This window comes from Microbacterium algeriense (genome assembly GCF_008868005.1).
Classification (GTDB): Bacteria; Actinomycetota; Actinomycetes; order Actinomycetales; family Microbacteriaceae; genus Microbacterium; species Microbacterium algeriense.
This window is the reverse complement of the sequence record NZ_WAAO01000001.1, coordinates 79,056-100,149: the sequence shown is the minus strand read 5'-3', so window position 1 is coordinate 100,149 and position 21,094 is coordinate 79,056. Positions and strand designations below refer to the sequence as shown.

The 21,094-nt window shown below is 70.2% G+C and carries 17 protein-coding genes; 12 read left to right on the top strand and 5 right to left on the bottom strand.

Annotation, left to right across the window (positions count from 1 at the left end; all coding sequences use genetic code 11):
* Positions 1-91 precede the first annotated feature (91 nt).
* From F6A08_RS00465 to F6A08_RS00415, 11 genes are all read left to right on the top strand, one after another.
* A complete protein-coding gene (locus F6A08_RS00465) occupies positions 92-1,528 on the top strand; it encodes a sigma-70 family RNA polymerase sigma factor (RefSeq protein WP_151458302.1) in 1,437 nt (478 codons plus the stop codon).
* Positions 1,529-1,635: 107 nt separating this feature from the next.
* Positions 1,636-3,792, top strand: coding sequence for a DUF11 domain-containing protein (locus tag F6A08_RS00460; protein WP_151458301.1), 2,157 nt, complete (start codon positions 1,636-1,638; stop codon positions 3,790-3,792).
* A gap of 59 nt (positions 3,793-3,851) precedes the next feature.
* On the top strand, positions 3,852-5,000 hold the full coding sequence (gene wecB / locus F6A08_RS00455; RefSeq protein WP_151458300.1) for a non-hydrolyzing UDP-N-acetylglucosamine 2-epimerase: 1,149 nt from the start codon (positions 3,852-3,854) through the stop codon (positions 4,998-5,000).
* Positions 5,000-5,191: an LPXTG cell wall anchor domain-containing protein gene (locus F6A08_RS00450; RefSeq protein ID WP_017203012.1), complete on the top strand. Its 192-nt coding sequence runs from the start codon at positions 5,000-5,002 to the stop codon at positions 5,189-5,191. The genes wecB and F6A08_RS00450 overlap by 1 nt, the downstream gene beginning before the upstream one ends.
* A complete protein-coding gene (locus tag F6A08_RS00445; protein WP_151458299.1) occupies positions 5,175-6,521 on the top strand; it encodes a glycosyltransferase family 2 protein in 1,347 nt (448 codons plus the stop codon). The genes F6A08_RS00450 and F6A08_RS00445 overlap by 17 nt, the downstream gene beginning before the upstream one ends.
* The gene (locus F6A08_RS00440; protein WP_151458298.1) at positions 6,521-7,141 is read left to right on the top strand and encodes an exosortase/archaeosortase family protein; all 621 of its coding nucleotides are present in this window, start codon (positions 6,521-6,523) and stop codon (positions 7,139-7,141) included. Before F6A08_RS00445 ends, F6A08_RS00440 begins: the two co-directional genes overlap by 1 nt.
* 75 nt (positions 7,142-7,216) lie before the next feature.
* Positions 7,217-7,909 carry a hypothetical protein gene (locus F6A08_RS00435; RefSeq protein ID WP_151458297.1) on the top strand — a complete coding sequence of 231 codons (693 nt, stop codon included), beginning with the start codon at positions 7,217-7,219 and terminating at the stop codon, positions 7,907-7,909.
* A gap of 39 nt (positions 7,910-7,948) precedes the next feature.
* Positions 7,949-10,060, top strand: coding sequence for a COG1361 S-layer family protein (locus F6A08_RS00430; RefSeq protein ID WP_151458296.1), 2,112 nt, complete (start codon positions 7,949-7,951; stop codon positions 10,058-10,060).
* 240 nt (positions 10,061-10,300) lie between these two features.
* Complete coding sequence (locus F6A08_RS00425; RefSeq protein WP_151458295.1) at positions 10,301-10,936, top strand: hypothetical protein; 636 nt, start codon at positions 10,301-10,303, stop codon at positions 10,934-10,936.
* Positions 10,937-11,183: 247 nt separating this feature from the next.
* Positions 11,184-11,714: a cytochrome C5 gene (locus tag F6A08_RS00420; RefSeq protein WP_124894531.1), complete on the top strand. Its 531-nt coding sequence runs from the start codon at positions 11,184-11,186 to the stop codon at positions 11,712-11,714.
* A 109-nt stretch (positions 11,715-11,823) separates the two neighbouring features.
* On the top strand, positions 11,824-14,010 hold the full coding sequence (locus F6A08_RS00415) for a S8 family peptidase (RefSeq protein ID WP_151458294.1): 2,187 nt from the start codon (positions 11,824-11,826) through the stop codon (positions 14,008-14,010).
* A 52-nt stretch (positions 14,011-14,062) separates the two neighbouring features.
* Here F6A08_RS00415 and F6A08_RS00410 read toward each other — a convergent pair whose 3' ends face one another.
* Complete coding sequence (locus F6A08_RS00410) at positions 14,063-15,757, bottom strand: trypsin-like serine protease (RefSeq protein ID WP_192576651.1); 1,695 nt, start codon at positions 15,755-15,757, stop codon at positions 14,063-14,065.
* 114 nt (positions 15,758-15,871) lie between these two features.
* On the opposite strand from F6A08_RS00410, the gene F6A08_RS00405 reads away from it, so the two are divergent.
* A complete protein-coding gene (locus tag F6A08_RS00405) occupies positions 15,872-16,336 on the top strand; it encodes a VanZ family protein (protein WP_151458292.1) in 465 nt (154 codons plus the stop codon).
* 109 nt (positions 16,337-16,445) lie between these two features.
* On the opposite strand, the gene F6A08_RS00400 is transcribed toward F6A08_RS00405, so the two are convergent.
* From F6A08_RS00400 to F6A08_RS00385, 4 genes are all read right to left on the bottom strand, one after another.
* Entirely contained in the window at positions 16,446-17,450 is a 1,005-nt protein-coding gene (locus tag F6A08_RS00400) for a magnesium and cobalt transport protein CorA (protein ID WP_017203002.1), read from the bottom strand.
* Positions 17,451-17,737: 287 nt separating this feature from the next.
* Entirely contained in the window at positions 17,738-18,760 is a 1,023-nt protein-coding gene (locus F6A08_RS00395; protein ID WP_151458291.1) for a Gfo/Idh/MocA family protein, read from the bottom strand.
* Entirely contained in the window at positions 18,757-19,779 is a 1,023-nt protein-coding gene (locus tag F6A08_RS00390; RefSeq protein ID WP_151458290.1) for a Gfo/Idh/MocA family protein, read from the bottom strand. The genes F6A08_RS00395 and F6A08_RS00390 overlap by 4 nt, the downstream gene beginning before the upstream one ends.
* Positions 19,776-20,960: an ROK family transcriptional regulator gene (locus tag F6A08_RS00385; RefSeq protein ID WP_151458289.1), complete on the bottom strand. Its 1,185-nt coding sequence runs from the start codon at positions 20,958-20,960 to the stop codon at positions 19,776-19,778. Before F6A08_RS00385 ends, F6A08_RS00390 begins: the two co-directional genes overlap by 4 nt.
* Positions 20,961-21,094: the final 134 nt, after the last annotated feature.

Below are 21,094 nucleotides of genomic sequence, written 5' to 3'. Positions count from 1 at the left end.
CGACGGTCGCCGGCACCCCCCTCGGTGCGAATCGCACAGGACCGGCGCCCGTCGTCAGGTCCTGACAGACCCCCGCGGGGGAAGGGGAGACATGACCGACCAACACGCAGACGCCGAACGGGAGCGCGACGCCGACCTCCTCGCCCGTACTCGTACGGGCGATCAGCATGCGTACGCCGAACTCTGGGAGAGATACGCACCGGCGGCGTCGGCGGTCGCGCGCTCCTACTGGTGGTCGACGGATCCGGACGATCTGGTGGCCGAGTCCTTCACCCGGATCTACCAGGCCATCCAGGCCGGGAAAGGCCCGACGGCCGCGTTCAAGCCCTACCTCTTCGCGACGATGAGGAATCTGGCGATCAGCTGGGGCCGCTCCCGCCGAGAGGTGCCCATCGAGTACATCGAGGCGGTCGAGGACCCGACGACGACGGAGGCGGCTGCGGACGCCGATTTCGACGCGTCGCTCGTTTCGCAGGCGATCCTCACGCTTCCGGAGCGCTGGCGAGACGTGCTGTGGTTCGGCGAGGTCGAGCACCTGTCCATGCAGGAGATCGGCAAACGCCTGGACATCAGCGAGCGTGCGGCAGCAGTGCTCGCCTTCCGGGCCAGGGAGGGTCTCCGGCAGGCGTGGATCACGGCGCACGTCTCGGCGCAGCCTCCGACGTCGAAGGAATGCCGCTGGACGCTCGGCAAGCTCGGAGCGCATGCCCGTCGTCGCCTCACCCCGCGGGACAACCAACGCATCCATGCGCACCTCGACGAATGCGCCGACTGCCGGGCGAAGGCGGCGGAGGCGAGGCAGGCCAGCTCGCGGATGCTCACGGTCCTCTTCCCGGCGGGCGTCGCCGTGGGTGCCGGTGCGCAGGTGTGGGGAGCCCTGACCTCCGCGGGCATATCGGCGAGCGCGGCACCGATGCCGGCCGCCGTGACCCTGCCGGTCGCCGGCCTCGTGACCGGCAAGGCGAGCCTCGCCGTCGTCGCGGCCGTCACCGCCGCGACGCTCGGGGTGGGGGTCGCGACCACGCTCGTCGGAGAGCCGGCGGTGACCGCCTCATCGCAGACCACGGAGCAGCTCGTGCACCGCGCCGTCCCTGAGCCGACCCCCTCTCCGACGGCGGTGTCGTCCCCGAGCCCCGAGCCCCTCCCCGTCGTCGACGCACCCGACCCCGCCCCCGAGGCATCCGTGGCCCCGGACGTGCTCGAAGCCCCGGCACCGCCGCCCCCGCCGCCTCCGCCCGCGGTGAGCGTTCCCGGCCCGCCCGTGGTCATCGAGATCCCGACGCAGGTCTCCCGCACCGAGGTGCTCTCGATCACCGTCAGATGCGAGGTCGGGGCCGACCTCACGGTCTCCGCCTACGGCGTCACGCTCGCCGCGGGTGCATGCCCGAGCACCGAGCTGTGGCAGGCGAGCCTCGACGTCAGCTCCTCTCCCGTCGCGTCGGGGACCGCCGTCACCCTGAGCTTCGCGCAGTCCAACATCGCGGGAGTGTCGGGCACGGCGTCGGCGACCGTGATCATCGTCGACTGATTCCGACGGGCGCGCGTAATCCCCGGCGGCTTTCGCCGTCCAGTACACGTCCGGCACCCCCACGGTGCCCGGGATGACCAGGCACGTGAGATAGGAAGCAATACGCCATGAGGAAACGATCGGGCACGTTCATGCTCGGAATCCTGCTCGTCCTCGGGGCCGGCGTCGCCGTCGGCTCCCCCGCCGCTGCGGCCGACGAGTCCGCCACGATCTCGGATCCCCGGACCGGTACCTTCACGCTCGCGGACGGCACGATCGCGACCGCGACGATCTCCGGCGACGAGTCGCGCACGTTCGGGGCCCAGGGCAAGACGCTCAGTTCCTGGAGCGGGACCGATGCGATGTACGCCCCCGGCGTCTCCGCGAGCACCCTCCCGGTCCTCGACGTCCACTCGCGGAAGAACTGCGGCACGGCGAAGCGATGCGGCGAGGGGCAAATCACCGTCGAGTTCGATCGGCCCGTCGACGATCCCGCCATCCACATCGCCGAGTTCGGAGCCGGGACCGGAGGCGCCTTCGGCTGGTCCGCCGCCGACGGGATCCGTTTCGCGTCGGCCGACGGCGGCGCCACGAAGGCGGTGGTGTCGGACGGCGCGACCTTCGTCGACGGCGGCGACGGGTACTTCCGCGGCGATGTCCGGATCAACTGCACGGCCTCGCCGCGTCCCGGCGGCTGCGGGAGCTTCACGGTGCCGGGCACGAAGATCACCAAGATCGTGTTCGACGTCGCCCGTTTCGGCCTGAGCCCTTCCCAGACGGCCGGCTTGGACGCCTATGCGTTGGGGGTGACCGCCACGGCCACGGCGACGCCCACCCCGACCCCGACCCCGACACCCACTCCGACTGCGACACCGACTCCCGAGCCGGAGCCGAAGCTCGCGGCGCTGACGGTGTCGAAGGTCGTGGACAAGGCTGCTGCCGTGCCCGGCGACACCCTGGACTACACCATCACCGTGTCCAACACCGGCGAAGCCGCCGCCCACGGGGTGCCCGTCACCGACACTCTCCCGTCCGGTCTGACCGATGCCACCGCCGAGCAGGGCGGCGCGATCGCGGACGGGCGGGTGTCCTGGACCATCGACAGCATCCCGGCCGGTGAGCAGACCCTCCTGCACGTGACCGGGACCGTCGACCGGTCGACAGCGGGTTCGATGCTCGTGAACCGTGCGGTGGCGAAGAACCCCGCTGACGCTCCGGAGAAGACGCCGGCGCCGGTCTCCACGACACCGTGCACCGACGACGCCGCCGCGGCGTGCGCCACCACGGCGGTCACCGCGCTTCCCGCCCTGTCGATCTCGAAGGTCGTGGACAAGCAGGTCGCCGGTCACGGCGAGTCGCTCTCCTACACCCTGGTCGTGGCCAACTCCGGCACCGGGGCGGTCGCCGGCGTTCCCGTGGTCGACATGCTGCCCGCCGCGCTGACCGGGGTGACCGCCGATCAGGGCGGTGTTGTCGACGACGGCGCCGTGCGATGGACCCTGCCCGAGGTCGCCGCCGGGGGCAGCGTCGAGCTGCACGTGAGCGGAACGACCCCCGCCGGACTCGAGGAGGCGCAGCTGGTGAACCGTGCCGCGGTGCAGAACCCGGCAGACGCTCCGGCCGGCAGCCCGGCACCGACCGCCGTCACCCCGTGCCCCGATGACCCGCAGCAGGCGTGCGCGGTGACGGCTGTCGCCCCGGCCGCCGCACTGGAGATCAGCAAGACGGTCGCGCAGGCCACGGCTCAGGCCGGAGCGATCCTCGACTACACGATCACGGTGGCCAACACCGGCCCCGGCACAGCGACGCAGATCCCCGTCGTCGACGACCTGCCCGACGGCGCACGCTTCATCGCGGCATCGACCGGCGGCGCGGCGGTGAAGGACCGCGTGGGCTGGGTGATCCCCGAGCTCGGATCCGGCGCGACGGCCACCCTGACGCTGCGGGTCCAGGTTCCCGCGAACGCGCGGGGAGAGATCACCAATCGCGCCACCGTCGCCTACGACGCGACCATGATCGAGGCTCTGCGAGACGCGGCGGAACAGGCCGGCATCGCGGTGCCGGAGGATCTGTCCGGGCTTCCCGCGCTTCCGCCCCTCACCGCCGCGCATCCCTGCCAGGACGACGCCGGCTGGTCGTGCGCGGTGACAGCCGTCCGCGCTCCGGCCCCCGCCGGCCTCGCCCAGACCGGCGGCACCATCCTGTCCGCGATCCCGGCGGTCGTGCTGCTGGTCGGCGGGGCGCTGCTCCTCGTGCTCGGCGCTCGCCGCAAGTCCAACCGATAACCACTCGTCACGTCAGCCTCGGGGGAGCCTCCCCCGAGGGCTGATCGAGGTACCCAGAAATGAAGCTCTCCCCATCCTCCTCGCCCGTCGGTCTGCCGAGATCGTCGGTGATGGTCGTGTTCGGAACGCGTCCCGAGATCGTCAAGCTCGCGCCACTCGTCCGCCGTCTCGGTGACGCCGCGTACGTCGTCCACACGGGCCAGCACTACGACCACGGCATGTCCCGCGCGTTCCTGCAGTCCTGCGGCATCGGCCGCGTCGATCTCCAGCTGCACGTGGGCGGCCTCCCACGAGCCGCGCAGATCGGACGCGGTGCCGAGCAGATCGCCGAGGCGGTCACCCGCTTCGAGCCGAAGTACGTCGTCGTGCAGGGCGACACCAACGCGACGTTCGCGGCCGCGCTCGCCGCGAACGCCGTCGGAGTCCGCCTCGGTCACGTCGAGGCCGGACTCCGTGCCAACGACCGGCGGATGCCCGAGGAGCACAACCGCGTCATGGTCGATCACATCGCCGACGACCTGTTCGCCGCGACGGAGGCGAACAGGGCCAACCTGCTCGCCGAGGGCATCGCCGACGAGCGCATCCTCGTGACAGGCAACCCCGTGGTCGAGGCGGTGCGGTCGCAGCGCGCCGCCGCTCAAGCCGACGGCGACGAGCTCGTCCGACTCGGCCTGTATCCCTCTCGATACGTGCTGGCGACCCTGCACCGGCAGGAGAACGTCGACGATCCGGAGAACCTGCTCGCGACGCTGCACGCGTTCAACCGCATCGCGGCGTCGGGCTGGCCCGTCGTCTTCCCCGTGCATCCGCGCACCAGAGCGGTGCTGACCTCGCTCGAGGCCACGCATCTGCTGGACGCGCTGATCGCCGAGGACCCGCTCCCGTACGAGCGCTTCCTCGCGCTCGCCGCACACGCCGCGGTGCTGGTGTCGGACTCGGGGGGAATCCAGGAGGAGGCGACCGTCCTGGGGCGCCCCGTGCTCGTCGTCCGCGACTCCACCGAGCGACCCGAGGCGCTGGGCACCTTCACCAAGCTGGTGACCCCGCAGACCCTCGCGGCGGAGACGGCCGCCCTGCTCGCGTCCGTGGAGCGCACGCTCGAACGGCTCGACGCCCTCCCCTCGCCCTTCGGCGACGGAAAGGCGACAGAGCGCATCGCGGAGCACATCCGCGTCGCCGTGACCGAGATCACCCCCGAGGAGGCCTGATGTACAGCAACGAGGTATCCACTCCGATCGCCCTGGTCGGCACGCTCGCGATGACCGGACCCGACTCGGTGGTGACCTGGGTCGTGGCCGCTGCGGTCTCGATGGGCGCCGGCGCGTTCCTGCTCTGGCGTCAGCGGCTGCTCCGCCATGCCGTGGCCGACCCCCGAGGGCGTCGTGATCGCTGCCGCTAACGCCATCTCCTTCCTCGTCACGCTGACATTCCTCGTCTACGTGTTCATGATCGTGGTGCCGTTCCTGCGTCGCCGACCCGATCCGGAGGGACCGGTCGACGCGTTCGAATGGCACATGTTCGTGCCGTGCCGGGACGAGGAGGTCGTCATCGGGCGGACGATCCGCATGCTCCGCACGACGGTGCCCGAGGCGCACGTCTGGGTGATCGACGACGACAGCGACGACGACACCTCCGCGATCGTGCAGGCGGCGGCGGACGAGGACCCCTTCGTCCACCTCGTCCAGCGGCGGCGCCCCGACGCCAGGACCGGCAAGGGCGATGCCCTCAACGCCGCGTACTTCCAGCTGCACGACTACCTGCCCGATGACGCCGACCGCTCCCGCGTGATCGTCTGCGTGGTCGACGCGGACGGCGAGGTCGCCGAGAACATCCTGCGCCAGGCGGCCTCGCCGAACGCGTTCGGAGATCCCGAGGTGGGAGCCGCTCAGGTCACCGTGTACATGAAGAACCGCGACGACCGGCACCCGGTACCCGGTGCCGGCCGGGTGCGGAACACGTTCGGACGCTTCCTCATCCGGATGCAGGACATCGAGTTCCGCGGTCCGATAGCAGCCGTCCAGTCCCTGCGCGGGTGGACGCAGACCGTCGGACTCGGCGGCAACGGCCAGTTCACCCGGCTGTCGGTGCTGGACGAGATCTCCGCGCAATCGGACCGGCCCTGGCACGGATCCCTCCTCGAGGACTACGAGCTCGGCATCCACGTGCTGCTCGCCGGCCACAAGAACCGCCACCTGCACGACACCTACGTCTCCCAGGAGGCTCTGCACGACTTCCTGCGCTTCACGGTGCAGCGGACGCGGTGGGCGCAGGGGAACATGCAGTGCATCCGGTACGTGCCCGAGATCGCACGGTCGACGAAGTTCACGAACGCCGGCGTCTTCGAGGCCTGCTACTACCTGATCCTTCCGTTCTTCCAGGTCATCGCGAACCTCGCCGCCGTGACGCTGTTCATCGGCGCCGCGATCGGCCTCCTCTCCGGAGCAGTCAGTCTGCCGCCCGCGTCGCTCGCCCTGCTCGCCGTGTTCTATCTCGCGTTCGGCATCGGCCCGTTCTTCATCTGGGGACCGCTCTACCGCCGCTACAGCGAACCGCAGGCAGGCTTCTGGACGGGGATCCTCTGGGGCTTCGGGCTGTGGCTGTACGACTATTACGTCTATCTGACGGGTGCGCGGGCCATCTATCGGATCCTGCGCGGCCGGAACGGGTGGGCCAAGACCCGCCGCAACGGAGAGATCAACGTCTCCGGACCCATCGCGAAGGACAGCTGATGCCCGCATTCGCCCTCTCGCAGCGCGGGTTCGAAGCCCCGCCTGCGCCCCGCGCCCGACGACGCCCCTCCGCCGTCGACACCGCTCTGCGGGTGCTGATCGGACTCGCCCTCGTCGCCGTCGCCGTGCTGCTCATCGTCTTCGAGGAGCGGGTCCGCATCGTCGAGGCCGGCGTCGCCAGCGCCTGGCTCTCCCCGCTCGTCCCCGGGGGCGTCCGCCCCTACCTGAACTACTTCATCCTCGAGGTCGAACCCGGCAGGACGGTCGCCTTCATGGTGACCAACGAGTGCACGATCGCGTTCCTCACCGCGCCTCTGCTCGCGTTGTCCGGAGTGATCCTGGCCATGAAGCGGGTGAGCTGGGGGCGCGTGCTCCGTGCGCTGATCCTGTCGGTGGTCGTGATCTTCCTGACCAATCAGGTGCGGCTCGGCGTGATCGCCCTCGGATCGCACGCGCTCGGCTTCGACGTTGGCTACGAGCTCACGCACCGCCTGATCGGCTCGGTGCTCAGCATCATCGGCTTCAGCGCCGCCTACCTGGTCTTCGTCGTCGTGATCGCGGATCTGCACCTGTTCCGGCGGCAGCAGACGCGCCGGTACGCCCGCCGACAGCGGGCGTAATCAACCACCGCCCCTTCCGTCTAGTCCGTGGCGAAGCACTCTGCCCGCCGCGTCAATTCAAGAAAGGGGCTCGAGATGAAGAGCATCCTCAAGTCCGCATGCACCACCGGGATCGGCCTGCTGATCATCGGGGGGTCGCTCCTCGGAGGTCAGGCGGCCACGGCCGCCGAGCAGCCGATCGCTCCGGACAGCACCTCATCGGCCTACCCGGCGCCGACCCGGCCCGCGCCGGCACAGGCGCAGTCCACGGACGAAGCCGACTCTCCGGTGCAGGTGCGCGGCTACCTCGGCCGCGCGACGCAGACCGCCGCCACGGGCGTCACGCCGGAATCGGAGATCAAGGAGGGCGCCATCGTCCAGCTCGTCAACGACGAGCAGATCGACGGCGTCTACAAGGTCATCCTCCCCGTGCCGGCCAACACGAGCTTCGTGTCGGCGACCGAGGGCGGCCAGCTCATCGGCGCGAACGTGGTCTGGACCTTCAACGTCACGCATGACGGCGGCACCAGGATCGTGACGCCCATGGCGACGTTCCAGGTCGCGAAGGACTACTGGGGGCCGCAGATCACCAACAGCGCCAAGGTCCTCTACACCGGCGGCGTGTTCACGGATGACCAGCGGTTCACCTACAACTACAGCCACCAGTTCGCGGAGCGTCCCGCCGTGCCGATGGTCGACCCGACGGTCGGCCTCGCGGGTGCCGGCGTCCTCGCGGCCGGCGCCGCGGGCACGTTCGTCCTGCGACGCCGCCCGTCGTCCATCGACTGACCCGCTTCGGCCACACGACAAGAGGAAGACACAGAACCTGTGAAGAAGACATCCATTCTTCGGGGTGCGCTGGCCGGGGGGTTGCTCGCCGCTTTGGCGGTGGGCGCCCTCGCGGCCGCCCCCGCGGCCACGGCGGCCGACATCAACGGCTGGAGCGGCTCGGGCGACACCCGCACCGCCTCCGCAGCCGGCGCGACCGCCACCATCAGCACCACCGACAAGATCCAGGTCAAGAGCTCCGGCGACGTCGTCAACCTCGCCACGGTCCGAGACGGCGGTGAGCTCGGACTGAACGTCATCGGCCTCAACGAGGGCTACCCCTGCAAGAACGGCGTCGAATGCGTTCGCGGGAACGTCGTCGTCGACTTCGGTCAGCAGATCACGAATCCGAAGATCAAGCTCGGGAACCTCGGCGGCGACGTCTACTCCGTCGGCGGCATCGTGCAGAGTTCCGCCAAGTACACCCTGAAGACCTCCGGGGTGACCCTGAGCTCGGTCGGCGGGAACCTCGACGTGACGTCGAACACGATCACGTCCACCAACTTCGCGGCCAAGAGCGGCACCGTGCAGGTCAACGGCACGGTCTCCAAAGTCGAGTTCCAGATCACGATGCGTTCCAAGGGGGCCTTCCTCGGCGTGGTGCCGACCTGGACCAAGGTGCCCGGCGACCTGCACAGCATCGACATCGACGTGGACAAGCCCACCAAGCCGGTGCTGACGGTCGCCAAGGACGACCACCGGGATGCCGCGGTCATCGGGGACCAGCTCTCCTACGACATCGTGGTGCGCAACACCGGCGACGCCGCGGCGACCAATGTGGCGATCAGCGACGACCTGCCGGCCGGACTCACCGGGATCACCGCCTCGTACACGGTGGGAACGACAGGGCAGGTCTCCGTCAACGGCCAGCAGGTTCGCGGCACGATCCCCTCGCTCGCGCCCGGAGCCGCATCGACGCTCACGGTGAAGGCGACGGTCGGCGCGACGACACCCATCGGCACCGTACGCAACAACGCGTGTGCCGTGGCGACGTCGTCCAACCAGGCGTGCGACTGGGATGACACCACCATCACCAAGCAGACCAAGCCGGTGCTGACGATCGACAAGGACGATCACCAGACCACGGCTGTCGTCGGCGACCAGCTCTCCTACGACATCGTGGTGCGCAACACCGGCGACGGTGCGGCCGGCAACGTCGTCGTCAGTGACGACCTGCCTGCCGGACTGACCGGCATCACCGCGTCGTACACGGCCGGGACCACCGGTCAGGTGTCGGTGAACGGTCAGCGCGTCGAGGGCACGATCCCCACCCTCGCTCCCGGGGCGTCGTCGACGATCACCGTCAAAGCGACCGTCGGCGCGGCCACCCCGTCCGGTGTCCTGCGCAACAACGCCTGTGCGGTGGCGACCTCGGCGACCCAGGCCTGCGACGGGGACGACACCACCATCACGAAGCCGGCTCTGACGATCAGCAAGGACGACGGGCAGGGCGACGTCAAGCTGGGGCAGGAGCTCACCTACGACCTCGTGGTGCGGAACACCGGCGATGGTGTCGCCAGGCGCGTCGTGGTCAGCGATCCGCTTCCGGCCGGTCTCGACTTCGTGTCGGGCAGCGGTCCTGCGGGCGTGACAGTGAGCGCAGCCGGGCGCACCGTGACCGCCGAACTCGGCGATCTCGCTGCCGGCCAGTCGGTGACGGTGAAGGTGAACGCGAAGGTCAATCAGTCGGCGCCGCCTGGTTCTCTGACCAACCAGGCGTGCGCTGTCGCGAACAACGCGTCGAACGTCTGCGACGACGACACGGACACCGTCAAGCGGGAGTTCTTCCAGTACACGTTCAACTCGAACCCGACCGACCCGCAGCCGGGCCAGGCCGTGACGTACCGGATGGAGTTCGGCAACAACGGCAACGTCGACTCGGCGAACGCGGAGATCGTGTACGACCTCGCCGGCGTCCTGGACGACTCGAGCTGGAACGCCGGGAGCGTGACCGCGAACAGCGGTACCGCAACGGTCACCGGGAACAGCATCGCGTGGAAGGGTCCGCTCGCGTCCGGGCAGACCGTCGTCATCACCTTCACCGGGGTGTGGAACGGCGCCGGCGACGGGTTCGCCTTCCCGAACGTCTCCTACTACGGAAGCGCACGATAGAGAGGATCAGCAGCAGGGCAGGAGGGGCCGTCCGCAGGGGCGGCCCCTTCCGCGTGCGCGCCGCCAGTGCGCCGCATCAGGCGATCCGCCCGAATCAGGCAGTTTCCGCGCCCAAGCTCCTGATCCCGCGGGAGTGCCTGATCCGGCGCGCCTGCACACGGCGACATCCTCCGGAAGATGTAGCATGTTACCTCCCCAGACGGATGCTCTGGACCCCGGTCGCTCCGTAGCGTCGAGGGTATGAACGAGATGAACAGGGGCCCGGCTCAGCCCGGCACCGCACAGCAGTCCCTTCCCGGTCGCGCGTCCCAGGCGCTCCTCGTGGCGTCCTTGGGCGTCGCGGTCGCCTTCGGTGGCGTCGCACTCGCCGCTCAGGCCGCGTCGGCGGACGAGATCCCCGCGTCCACGCCCCCCTCGAGCGCTTCGACGTCCGCCGCTCCGACCGTCGAGGCGACGCACGACGCCTGGACCATCGCGGTGTCCAAGAGCGCCGACGGCGTCGAGATCACGCAGACCGTGGACGGTGCGGTCGCCGTCTCCGGTCACGCGGACCTGGTCGACGTCGCCCCCGGTGACGTCACCTCGCTCGGGCCGTGGGTCGCCGGCAGCGACTTCGACTTCGTCGGTGTCGGACGCCTCAACGCCGTCGGTCAGGCGGGGGACGACGTGACGGCGGTCACGATCACGACCAGCACGGGAAGAGTCGTCGAGACGCAGCTCAAGGACGGCATCTGGCTGGCCGCCTGGAACGGGGACCTGGATACCGAGGCGGGCGGCGGGGGACTGCCCGACTCCGGGGTCTTCACCATCACCTCTGTCACGGCGGACGGTGCGGAGCACACCGTCACCTCGGTCGACGTCGCCACGACGGACTGACGCTCGGAGGGCGAAGGGCCGGGCACTCCTCGGGGTGCCCGGCCCTTCCGCCTGCTCCCGCAGGGTCACGCGGCCCCGCCGCATCAGGCGATCCGCCCGAATCAGGCAGTTCCCGCGCGCAAGCGCCTGATCCCGCGGGAGCGCCTGATCCCGCGCGCCGCCGGATCCACGAGAGTGCCTGATCCCGCGGGGGCGCTGGATCCACGGGACCCGCCCCTTGCGGGGAGGGATGCGAAAGACTGGAGGTATGACATCGCCTGCACTCGACACCCTCCTGGCCCGCATCGTCGAGAGCGGACTGCTCGAAGAACCCGTCGCGGAGAACGACCTCGTCTACGGCCGGGCGATCATCGACGCCGCCGGCACGGCCGTGAACGTGAACGTCGACCCGGAACTGGAGGACCACGAAGACGATGTGGACCCCGACGCGCTGGTGGCCGCGGTCTCGCGCGTGCTGTCGGTGAGCGAGTCGCGGTGGCGCACGATCATCGACGAGATCGTGGATGACATCGAGGACGCGGTCGACGACGAGCCCGTGGCCGAGCAGACCGCGCTGCGCGACGACCTCGAGGCCACGTCGGTCGTGGTGTTCGCGGATGCCGTGCTCCTGGCGTTCCTCGCCCCGAAGCAGTTCCCCGACTCGCGGATCCTGGTGCAGCTCGACGAGGACCTCGAGGTCGACGGTGTCGAGGTCCGGGACCTCGACGGCATCGAGACGATCGAGGTCGACAGCCTCGACGAGCTGCTCGACCGGATCAGCGGTCCTGACGAGGACTGAGCTCCGCCTTCCCGGACGCGCGTAACCGTCCCGAGGATCTCCGCTCCTGTTGGCAGAGAGTCCTCGATCCGACGGTGTTCCGTCGCGCGTTCCCGAAAGGCAGAGCCGAATGACCCGTCGCACGATCGTCCGCAGCACCTGTGCCGTCCTCGCCGTCGGAGCCGTCCTCGGGTTGAGCGCCCCGCTGACGGCCCTCCCCGCCGCCGCCGCTCCCGCCGAAGGAGAGGCCGCCCTGAACTGGGTGGTCAACACCGCGCCGGGACGCACGAGCACCGACACGGTGGCGGCGGCCATCGCGGACGCCGGCGGCACGATGCTGATCTCGTACCCGGAGATCGGCGTCACGGTCGCTCGAGCGCCGGAGGGTGGCTTCGGCGCGGAACTGCGGAAGCTGTCCTGGGTGCAGTCGGTCGGCCCCACGCGCACCGCGACCACGCCCGACGTCCTCCCGGAGCCCGGAGACTCCGCGGCCGGTGCCACGACGGAGCCCGCTTCGATGCCTGCCGAGGGCACGGCCTGGGACACGGTCGCCATCGGCGCGACCACCGCATCCGGGAAGGGAGTCGTGGTCGGGATCGCCGACAGCGGCGTCGACGCGGGGCACCCCGACCTCGCCGACCGGATCGACCCGTCCCTGTCGGTGGGGTGCGGCGTCAACGGCGTCCCCGACACGCGTCCGGAGGCGTGGCGTCCGGGGGCCGGTCTGGGCGGGGCGCACGGCACCCACGTCGCCGGCAGCGTCGCGGGAGCGGCGAACGGCAGCGGCATCCGCGGCGTCGCCCCCGAAGCGCGCGTCGCGGCGATCAAGGTCGACAACCAGTCCGGCTTCATCTACCCCGAGGCCAGCATCTGCGCGACGATGTGGGCCGCCCAGCACCGCATCCCGATCGTGAACCACAGCTACTTCGTCGACCCGTGGTACCTGTGGTGCGCGGACGCCGACACGCAGGCCGCCGCCCTCGAAGCGCTGCGTCGCGCCTATGCTTACTCCCGCGAGCAGGGGGTGCTCAACGTCGCCGCGGTGGGGAACGAGGGCCAGGACCTGGCGGCCGTGACGACCGATGTGATGAGCCCGGACGACGGGGAGGCGCAGCCGCGACCGGTGACCTCGTCGTGCCTGCAGGCTCCTGCCGGACTGCCGGACGTCATCTCCGTCGCCGCTGTCGACCAGGACGAGACCACGGGGGCTCTGATCCGCGCGGGGTTCTCGAACTTCGGCGTCGGCAAGGTCACGGTCGCCGCGCCCGGAATCGTGTGGTCCGCGGTGCCGCGCCAGGCGGACGGGTCCATCTACGCCTCCTTCCCCGGCACGTCGATGGCCTCGCCGCATGTGGCCGGCCTCGCCGCGCGCATCCTCTCCGAGGACCCGGCTCTCACGCCGGAGGGGGTGACGCGGCGCATCACCGAGACCGCTGACCCGCTCTCCGGGGCGGGGTCCGACCTGGTCGGCGCCGGGCTCCTCGATGCGGGCACCGGCACACCTGCTCCTGCCGTGGGCGTGTACTCGAGGATCGCCCTCACCGGCCAGCCCTTCCGCGTCAGTGGAAGCGGCCATCCGGCGAACAGCACGGTCGAGCTGCGCATCGGCGCCCTGACCCAGCGGGTGCAGACGGACGACGCCGGCCGATTCGCCACCGTCTTCGACGTCCCGGACGACGCTCCGATCGGCGCGGCGACGCTCGTCGCCGGCAGCGCATCCGCCCCCATCGTCATCCGCGCCTCTCCGGCTGCTCCGACGGTGCTCACGCCGCGCCCCGACTCGACGACGTACGCGAACAGCACGCGCATCACCGGCACCGGCGTCCCCGGCACCCTCGTCCGCGTTCGCGTCGCCGACGGCGAGCTCACCCCGTACCTGCGGTTCATCCGCGTCGGGGAGGACGGGCGCTGGACCGCGACGGCACCGCTTCCGCAGGGGCGATATCAGGTGACGGCGCGCACCGTCGCCGGAGAGGACGCCTCCGCGCTGACGGCCCCCGTCCCGTTCGCCGTGCACACCGCATCGGCGCTCTCCTACTCCGTGCAGATCTCCCCGCAGTCGGGGCCGCAGGACGACACGCTCGTCCGCGTGGACCTCACGAACGCGGGAGCCTCCGCAGGTGCCGGCACGGTGGACATCGACCTCTCCGCATACGAGCACTTCCCGCTGCCGACGCCCTCGGTCGGCGAGATCGAGCGGACCGACCGCGGACTCCGGTGGACGCTCACGCTCGACTCGACGCAGAAGGCGCAGCTGCAGATCCCCGTCCGCGCCGGGACCGACGACCCGCCGTTCCCCGTCATCACCGTGAAGTAGCGCCGCCGGAACCGGGAAGGCCCCCTTCGCGCGAAGGGGGCCTTCCGTCGCGTCAGCGGTCGTCCGAGGTGGCCGCCGGATCCATGGCGTTCCGTCGCGACCTGGTCCCCGACCGCGTGACGATGATCCAGACGACCACCGCCCCGCCGACGACGAGGATCACGGCACCGAGGACGTATCCGGCACCGATCGCCGGTGGGTCGGTGTCGGCGGCGAGGTCGCAGCCATCGGCGTCCAGATCCAGCACGGATCCCGCAGCGACGCAGTCGTTGAGTTCCACGATCTGCTGTCCGTAGGGGCGCTCGCGATAGATCTTGGTCTCGCCGTCCGCGCTCACCTCGCACGGGTTGTCGATCTCGCACTTCTTGCCGTCGTGGTTGCTCGTGTTGTTGACGCCGACGATGGTCGTGCCATCGGCGGCGACGAGCGCGGCCCCGGAATAGCCGGGTTGCGACATGCATCTCTCGGCCTGCGCCATCCGCAGCGAGTCGTGCTGCTCGTAGCCGCCCTCGCGCAGAGTGGGGACGACGGCTTCGACCGTGCACCCGCGCGGCCCGCCCAGGAGGGGATCGGTGGCCATGAGCGTCACCGTGTCGCCGGTCTTCGGCGGTGTGCTGGCCACACGCAACACCGGCACGCCCTTCTGCTCCAGCTGGGAGTACGAGGCGTCGAGGCGGTACAGCGCGAGATCCGTGCCCGTCATCGTGGCGAACAGCAGCCGGTTGATCCGCGTCTCGGTCATGCCGTAACCGCTCGCGTCAGCGAAGGCGAGCGGCGCATCGACCTTCTTGTTCACGATCGTGGCGCCGTGCTCGGGCATCTTCATGCTCGGGTCGAGGTTCGGGACGCAGTGACCGTTCGTGAGGAGAAGCGCGGAGTCGTCGTCCTGCGACGCGGTTGTCCGCACGATCGAGGATTCGCAGTCCGGGAACGAGGGGAACCCTCCTGTCCCCATGTCGATCTCATCATCAGGGATCGATTCGTGCGTGGCCATGACCGTGCGGATCCAGTCCGCGTATCTGGTCACGTCGGTGTACGTGCCGGCGGCCTTCGGATTCGGCTCCTCAGGTCCGACGAGCAGGCCCGCGAGCGCCCAGCCCTCACCGTGACGCACGAGCAGCGGGCCACCTGAATCCGCGTTGCCGGCCTTGGCGATGCCTCCACCGACGCAGATCAGGATCTCGCCCGAATTCGGGCAGGTCGTCGGGTCCAGCACCTCCACATCCGCCTCCTGCAACGTCTTCGGATACACGGCGGGTTGCTCGGTCGCGGTGTTCCCCCACCCGAGGATGCGCCCGGGGGTGCCGACGGCCGGTTCCTCTGTCACCAGGGGGATCGGCTGCTGCGAGACGGCGGTATCGAACCGCAGCAGCATCACGTCCTTGTCGTACGGGAGCTCCCCCAGGTCCGCGGCGCGGAAGAAGCGGCTGACCTCGGCGACCTCGCCGCCCTTCGTGACGTCGGGCGATCCGAACTGCACGGTCCAGCCGACGGGAGAGTCGGCATGGGCCAGGTTGTTCTTCAGGCAATGGCCCGCGGTGATCCCCCAGTGCGGATCGATGAGTGTGACCCCGCATCCATTGCCCCCGGCGCCGGGCGGCATCGGGTAGCCGGGCTTGTAGGCGCCCATGAACGGGTAGGGCTCGCTCCCCTCCTCTCCGTCGCTGATGGCGAGCGCCGGCGCGGTGCCTGCGAAGAGCAGGGCCACGGCCAGCAGAACGGACACGATGAATCTGAGTGACTTCATGCGCTCGACGCTAGGAAGGCGGATGTTGCGTCCGTGTATGAAATCTCTGACCATCGCGCGGAGGCGTGCGGGATGCATACCCTCCCGCAACATCGGCTCCGCTGAACTGGAGGCATGACCGATACGACTCTCGCCCGACGCACTCTCGTTCCTCGGCTGCTCCTCGCCGGCATCTCCGCCCTGGCCGTGATCGGAGTCACGCTGGCGCCTCGTCAGCTGGTCGCGCCCGCCCGTTCCGCCTTCATGGATCTCGCCCACATGGTCAGTGCTTCGCTCCTGGCCTCCCTGACCCATGTCCAGGTGGAGGGCGCTCTCAACCTGATCCTCTTCGTTCCGCTCGGCGCGACGCTGGCGCTGCTGCTGCCGCGAGGCCTGTGGCCCTTGACCCCGGTGTTCGTCTTCGTCGTCTCCTTCGCCATCGAGAACGGCCAGGCGCTGATCCCCGGTCGGGTCCCCGATGGGCAGGACATCGTCTGGAACACCGTCGGCGGCGTCGTCGGGGCCTTCGTCGCCGGGGCGATCCGCGAGGTCCATCGCCGCGTGCGGCGCGCGGCTGAGGCCGATCAGCGCTCCAAGTGAGTGGCAGCCGGATCAGGCCATCGCGCCGGATCAGGCGCCCGTGTGGGGAAACTGCCTGATGCGGCGCGATGGCCTGATCTCGCGCTGGCCGGCGCGAGGGCGGCGAGGGTCAGAGCCACCTCTTGTACTTGAACACTCCGAACAGGCCGATCGCGAAGGCGAGCATCGCGCCGATGGCCATCGGGTAGCCGAAGGCCCAGTGCAGCTCGGGCATCACATCGAAGTTCATCCCGTACACCGTGCCGACCAGCGTCGGGGCGAAGATGATGGCCGCCCACGACGAGATCTTCTTGATCTCGTCGTTCTGCGCCAACCCGGCTTCGGTCTGCCGTCGGGCGACGAGCGCGGAGTGCACGGTCAGCGCGTTCTCGAGGATCGCCCGGAACGAGTCGACCCGCTCGTTGACGCGGATCGTGTGGTCGAGCACGTCGCGCAGCGAGCGCTGCAGCTCCTCATCGATGCGGTACTTCTCCGACCCGCGACGCAGCCACTCCAGCATCCCGTTCAGCGGGTGCACCGCCCGCTGGAAGTTGATGACCTCGCGGGAGAGCTCGTAGATGCGCCGGGAGAGCGCGCTGTCGTCGTCTCCGTCGCCGAACAGCTGATCCTCGATCTCGTCGATGTCGTTCAGCAGTCCGGCCACGATCGGCTCGTACCCGTCGACGACCTCATCGAGGATCGCGTAGAGCACGGCCTCCGGTCCCATCGCGAGAAGTTCGGGGTGCGCCTCCATGCGGGCGCGCACGGCGGCGAGGTTCGGCGACTCGGCGTGCCGGATCGTCACCACGAAGTCGGGGCCGACGAACAGGTGCAGCTCGCCGAACTCGATCGACTCCTCCTTGTCGCGATAGCGCGCCGGGCGCAGCACCGCGAAGAGGGTGTCGCCGTAGCGCTCCACCTTCGAGCGCTGGTGCCCGGAGAGCGCGTCCTCGACCGCGAGCGGATGCAGATCGAACTCCCGCGCGACGGATGCGACCTCTTCGGGACTGGGTCGGTAGAGCCCGATCCAGGCGATGCCGCCGGCGGCATCCAGCATCCGGTAGGTCTCGTCCAGGTTCTTGGGGGTCTCCACGCGACGTCCGTGGACGTACACGCCGTTGTCGATGAGCGCCATGATGCGGCTCCGTTCTCGCAGGCGCACGGCAGCGGAGAGCGCCGTGCGCGGGATTCGTCAGGGGGCGGAGGACGCCGCCGACGGCTGCGGAGCAGGACGTGCGGTCGCGGACCGAAGGGTCAACGCGAGAGCGCAGGGAGTCGCGACGCAGCGAGGGCGGCGTCGTTACTATCGTCGGACATCGCCATCACCGCCTTTCGGGACTCGTGCGGGCCGAAAGGCCCGACGCCCCAGCATACTCCCGTCTGCTGACGGCTCCCTTCGCGCTCGCTCAGGAGACTGTCTGGTCAGAGGACGACGACGTCGCCTCCGCGCGCGGCGGACGCCTGCGCGGCCTTGACGATCTCGACCGTGCGGATCCCGACGCCCGCATCAGGCTGCGGCTGACGCTTCTCGCGCAGAGCACGCACGAACTCCTCGAGCAGCAGGGCGTCGAGGTCGGCGCCGACCGGGTTCCAGGTCTCGCCGTGCGCATCGTGTCCGGCGACGCCCTTCGCGAAGGGGCTGACGGTGACGGTGCCGCGCTCGGCGACCACCTGCAGCGTGACGCCGCCCCAGGTCGCGGAGCTCAGCGGCCAGCTCCACGAGCAGTCGATGGTCGCGACCACGCCGCTGGGGTACTGGATCGTGACGAGTCCGCCCGTCTCCACAGCCAGCTCCTGCTGCGCGTGCAGGATGCTGTTCGACACCGCGCGCACGGACTGCGCCCGCTCGCCCAGCAGCTCGTCGAGCAGGTCGGCGCAGTGCACGACGTGATCGACCAGCGCACCGCCGCCGGCGAGCGCAGGGTCGGTGAACCACGCGCGGTCCTGGGGCAGCTTGCCGTTGTTGATGCCGGTGACGCCCAGGATGCGGCCGAGTCGACCGCTGCGCAGTTCGGCGATCGCGTCGCGGACCACGGGCGAGAACCGCACGGGATAGGCGACCATGAGGATCACGCCCGCGCGTTCGCAGGCCTCGCGCATCGCGATCGCATCCTCGACGGTGGTCGCCAGCGGCTTCTCGCACAGCACATGCACGCCAGCGGCGGCCGCGCGCTCGACGAGGCCGCGGTGTCGTGAGTTCTCCGCGGCGATGACGACGGCATCCGGTTTCCAGGAGAAGGCCTCGTCATAGGTCTCGACGTAGGCGACGCCGAGCTCGGCCGCGAGCGCCGCACCGCGCGGAGCGTCGTCCGGGGCGGTGGAGCCGTCGGGGTCGGCGGCGATCAGCTCGACCCCCGGCATCTGCTTCAGTGCATGCACGTAGCTGAGGGCGTGCGTGTGCGCGAACGACAGCACGGCGATGCGCAGCGGGGCGGGGGCGTTCATCGGGCGGCCTCCTCGGCATCGACGAGGGAGTGCGACACGGTCGTCGGCAGATCGACCGGAGCGCCGCCGGCGATCGAGGCGTAGGCGGCTTCGGCGACCGCGACCGCCTCGATCCCGTCGGCCGGGCTGACCCTGGCCTCCCGTCCGTCGCGGAGCGCCGCGACGAAGTCCGCGATCTCCGCGTAGTAGGGGCTCTCTTCCGGGGACATCGGCGGCAGGTAGTCGGTGTCGCCCTCGGGTACGACGGCGTCGGTGCGCAGGGCGTTGTCCTCGGCGCTGTCGTAGCGCAGGCGTCCTTCGGAGCCGGCGGCCTCGACGCTGGTCCGGAACGGCATGCCCGGCGCGACCCAGCTGGCGTGCAGGTGGCTGATGACGCCGTTGCGGTGGGTCAGCACCACGTGCGCGGTGACAGGGGCGGGCACGCGGTCGTCGACCGTCGGCGGATTCTGCACCGCGTAGACGGACGCGACGGGGCCGGCGAACCACACGGCCTGGTCGATGTCGTGGATCATCAGGTCGCGGATCACGCCTCCGCCCGCACGCTCCGAGAAGAACCAGGGCGTCTGCGGTGCGGACCCGGCGCGGCTGAAGCGCTGCACGGCGAGGGTGCCGATGCGTCCCGCCTCGATGCCTGCTTTGATCTGCGCGTACTCGCCCATGTAGCGCACCACGTGCGCGGGGAAGAGGCGCACGCCGGCGTCGGCTGCGGCCTGCGCGACCTCCGTGGCGGCCTCGGCGGTCGCGGCGAGCGGCTTCTCGCAGATCACGTCGCGTCCTCGTCGGATGGCCCGCAGGGCGAAGTCGGCGTGCGTGCTGCTCGGGGTGACGATGTCGACGATGTCGACCAGCTCGATGAGGGCGTCGACGTCGGTCACGAGCTCGAAACCGTACTCCTCGGCGATCTCCTCCGCCCCGGCGAGGGAGGTGACGTACCCCTGCGCGCCGAGCGCCCGCCAGGCGTCGGCGTGCACGCGGGAGATCCCGCCCGCGCCGATGAGTCCGACCTTCAACGTGCTCACTTCTTCTCCTCGGTGTCGTCGCCCTCGGCGTGATCCGCTGTCGCGGGCTCATGCGGCAGCGGGGTGATCGGCGGGGCTGGCATGTCCTCGATGCCGTAGATCTCGGCGGCGTGGCGCTGGAACGCGTGTACGACCGCCCCGTGGGCTGCGGCCTCGGCCCCCAGGCGCGCTTCGGCGACCGGCACCTGGAACGGGAGGCCCAGGTGTCCTGGAAGCGCGACGCGCAGCGGGTCGAGCAGCTGCTCGTGGGCGGCGGAGAGACCGCCGCCGATCACGATCATCGCCGGGTCCACCGTCATGGTGAGGGTCGCGATGCCGTGCGCGAGCTCGTCGATGAAGCCGTCGAGTTCGTGTTGCGCCTCCGGATCTCCGCCGCGCGCCTTCGCGAAGACCTCGGCGGCGGTCGGCGCCGTGCGCCAGGAGATCTGCCCTGTCTCGGTGTTCAGCCCGCGGAATGCGAGGCGCCCGATGTCTCCCGCGGCGTTGTGGATGCCCCGGCGCGGACGGCCGCCGAGGATCAGGCCCATCGCGATGCGGTTGCCGACCGAGAGGTAGATGACGTCATCGACCAGCTGCGCGACGCCCAGATGGTGTTCCGCGACGGCTGCCAGACGAACGCCGTTGTCGACGGCGACGGGGCATCCGAACGCCTGCCGCAGCTGCGAGCCGATGTCGATCCCCGACCACTCGGGGATGACGACGGACGTGGTGACGCGGCCCGCGTCGTCGACGATGCCGGGGAGGGAGACGCCGACGGCACGGACGCGCGAGGCGGGGATCGAGACCTCGGCGAGTGTCCGCCGCACGTCGTCGATGACCGCGGCGAGCTTGGAGGCGCCGTCCGCGTGCTGGGCGACGCCGGGGTAGCTGCGCTGCGCGATCACGAGACCGGCGAGGTCGGCGAGCACGACGCGCACGCTCGCGACGCCGATGTCCACACCCACGACGGTTCCTGCGCCGGCGTGGAGCGAGTAGCGCCGGGCCGGGCGCCCCGCTCCGCCGCCGTTCTGCGCGGGGGCGTCGACGACCAGGCCGGACTCGCCGAGGGCGGCGACCGCGTTCTCCACGGAGGTGCGCGAGATCTCGAGCGAGCGGGCCAGCTCGTTGACGGTCGCGGGGCCGCCGTCACGCAGCTGGAGCGCGGATCGCGCGACGATCGAGAGCGGACCGGTCACGGCCATGTGCGGTCCTCCTTCCTCTCCGTCGTCGGGTGCGATCAAATTAGCACACCGAATTCTCAGATCAAGCTTTGATGTTGACGAACGGGAAACACGCCTGAAACACAGGTCTGCGAACTTGTACTTGACGAATTATC

What these genes read in the sequence shown, in the direction of transcription:
- F6A08_RS00465 (WP_151458302.1), top strand. Translation starts at nt 92, where the DNA reads ATGACCGACCAACACGCAGACGCCGAACGGGAGCGCGACGCCGACCTC.
- F6A08_RS00460 (WP_151458301.1), top strand. Translation starts at nt 1,636, where the DNA reads ATGAGGAAACGATCGGGCACGTTCATGCTCGGAATCCTGCTCGTCCTC.
- wecB (WP_151458300.1), top strand. Translation starts at nt 3,852, where the DNA reads ATGAAGCTCTCCCCATCCTCCTCGCCCGTCGGTCTGCCGAGATCGTCG.
- F6A08_RS00450 (WP_017203012.1), top strand. Translation starts at nt 5,000, where the DNA reads ATGTACAGCAACGAGGTATCCACTCCGATCGCCCTGGTCGGCACGCTC.
- F6A08_RS00440 (WP_151458298.1), top strand. Translation starts at nt 6,521, where the DNA reads ATGCCCGCATTCGCCCTCTCGCAGCGCGGGTTCGAAGCCCCGCCTGCG.
- F6A08_RS00435 (WP_151458297.1), top strand. Translation starts at nt 7,217, where the DNA reads ATGAAGAGCATCCTCAAGTCCGCATGCACCACCGGGATCGGCCTGCTG.
- F6A08_RS00425 (WP_151458295.1), top strand. Translation starts at nt 10,301, where the DNA reads ATGAACGAGATGAACAGGGGCCCGGCTCAGCCCGGCACCGCACAGCAG.
- F6A08_RS00420 (WP_124894531.1), top strand. Translation starts at nt 11,184, where the DNA reads ATGACATCGCCTGCACTCGACACCCTCCTGGCCCGCATCGTCGAGAGC.
- F6A08_RS00415 (WP_151458294.1), top strand. Translation starts at nt 11,824, where the DNA reads ATGACCCGTCGCACGATCGTCCGCAGCACCTGTGCCGTCCTCGCCGTC.
- F6A08_RS00410 (WP_192576651.1), bottom strand. Translation starts at nt 15,757, where the DNA reads ATGAAGTCACTCAGATTCATCGTGTCCGTTCTGCTGGCCGTGGCCCTG.
- F6A08_RS00405 (WP_151458292.1), top strand. Translation starts at nt 15,872, where the DNA reads ATGACCGATACGACTCTCGCCCGACGCACTCTCGTTCCTCGGCTGCTC.
- F6A08_RS00400 (WP_017203002.1), bottom strand. Translation starts at nt 17,450, where the DNA reads ATGGCGCTCATCGACAACGGCGTGTACGTCCACGGACGTCGCGTGGAG.
- F6A08_RS00395 (WP_151458291.1), bottom strand. Translation starts at nt 18,760, where the DNA reads ATGAACGCCCCCGCCCCGCTGCGCATCGCCGTGCTGTCGTTCGCGCAC.
- F6A08_RS00385 (WP_151458289.1), bottom strand. Translation starts at nt 20,960, where the DNA reads ATGGCCGTGACCGGTCCGCTCTCGATCGTCGCGCGATCCGCGCTCCAG.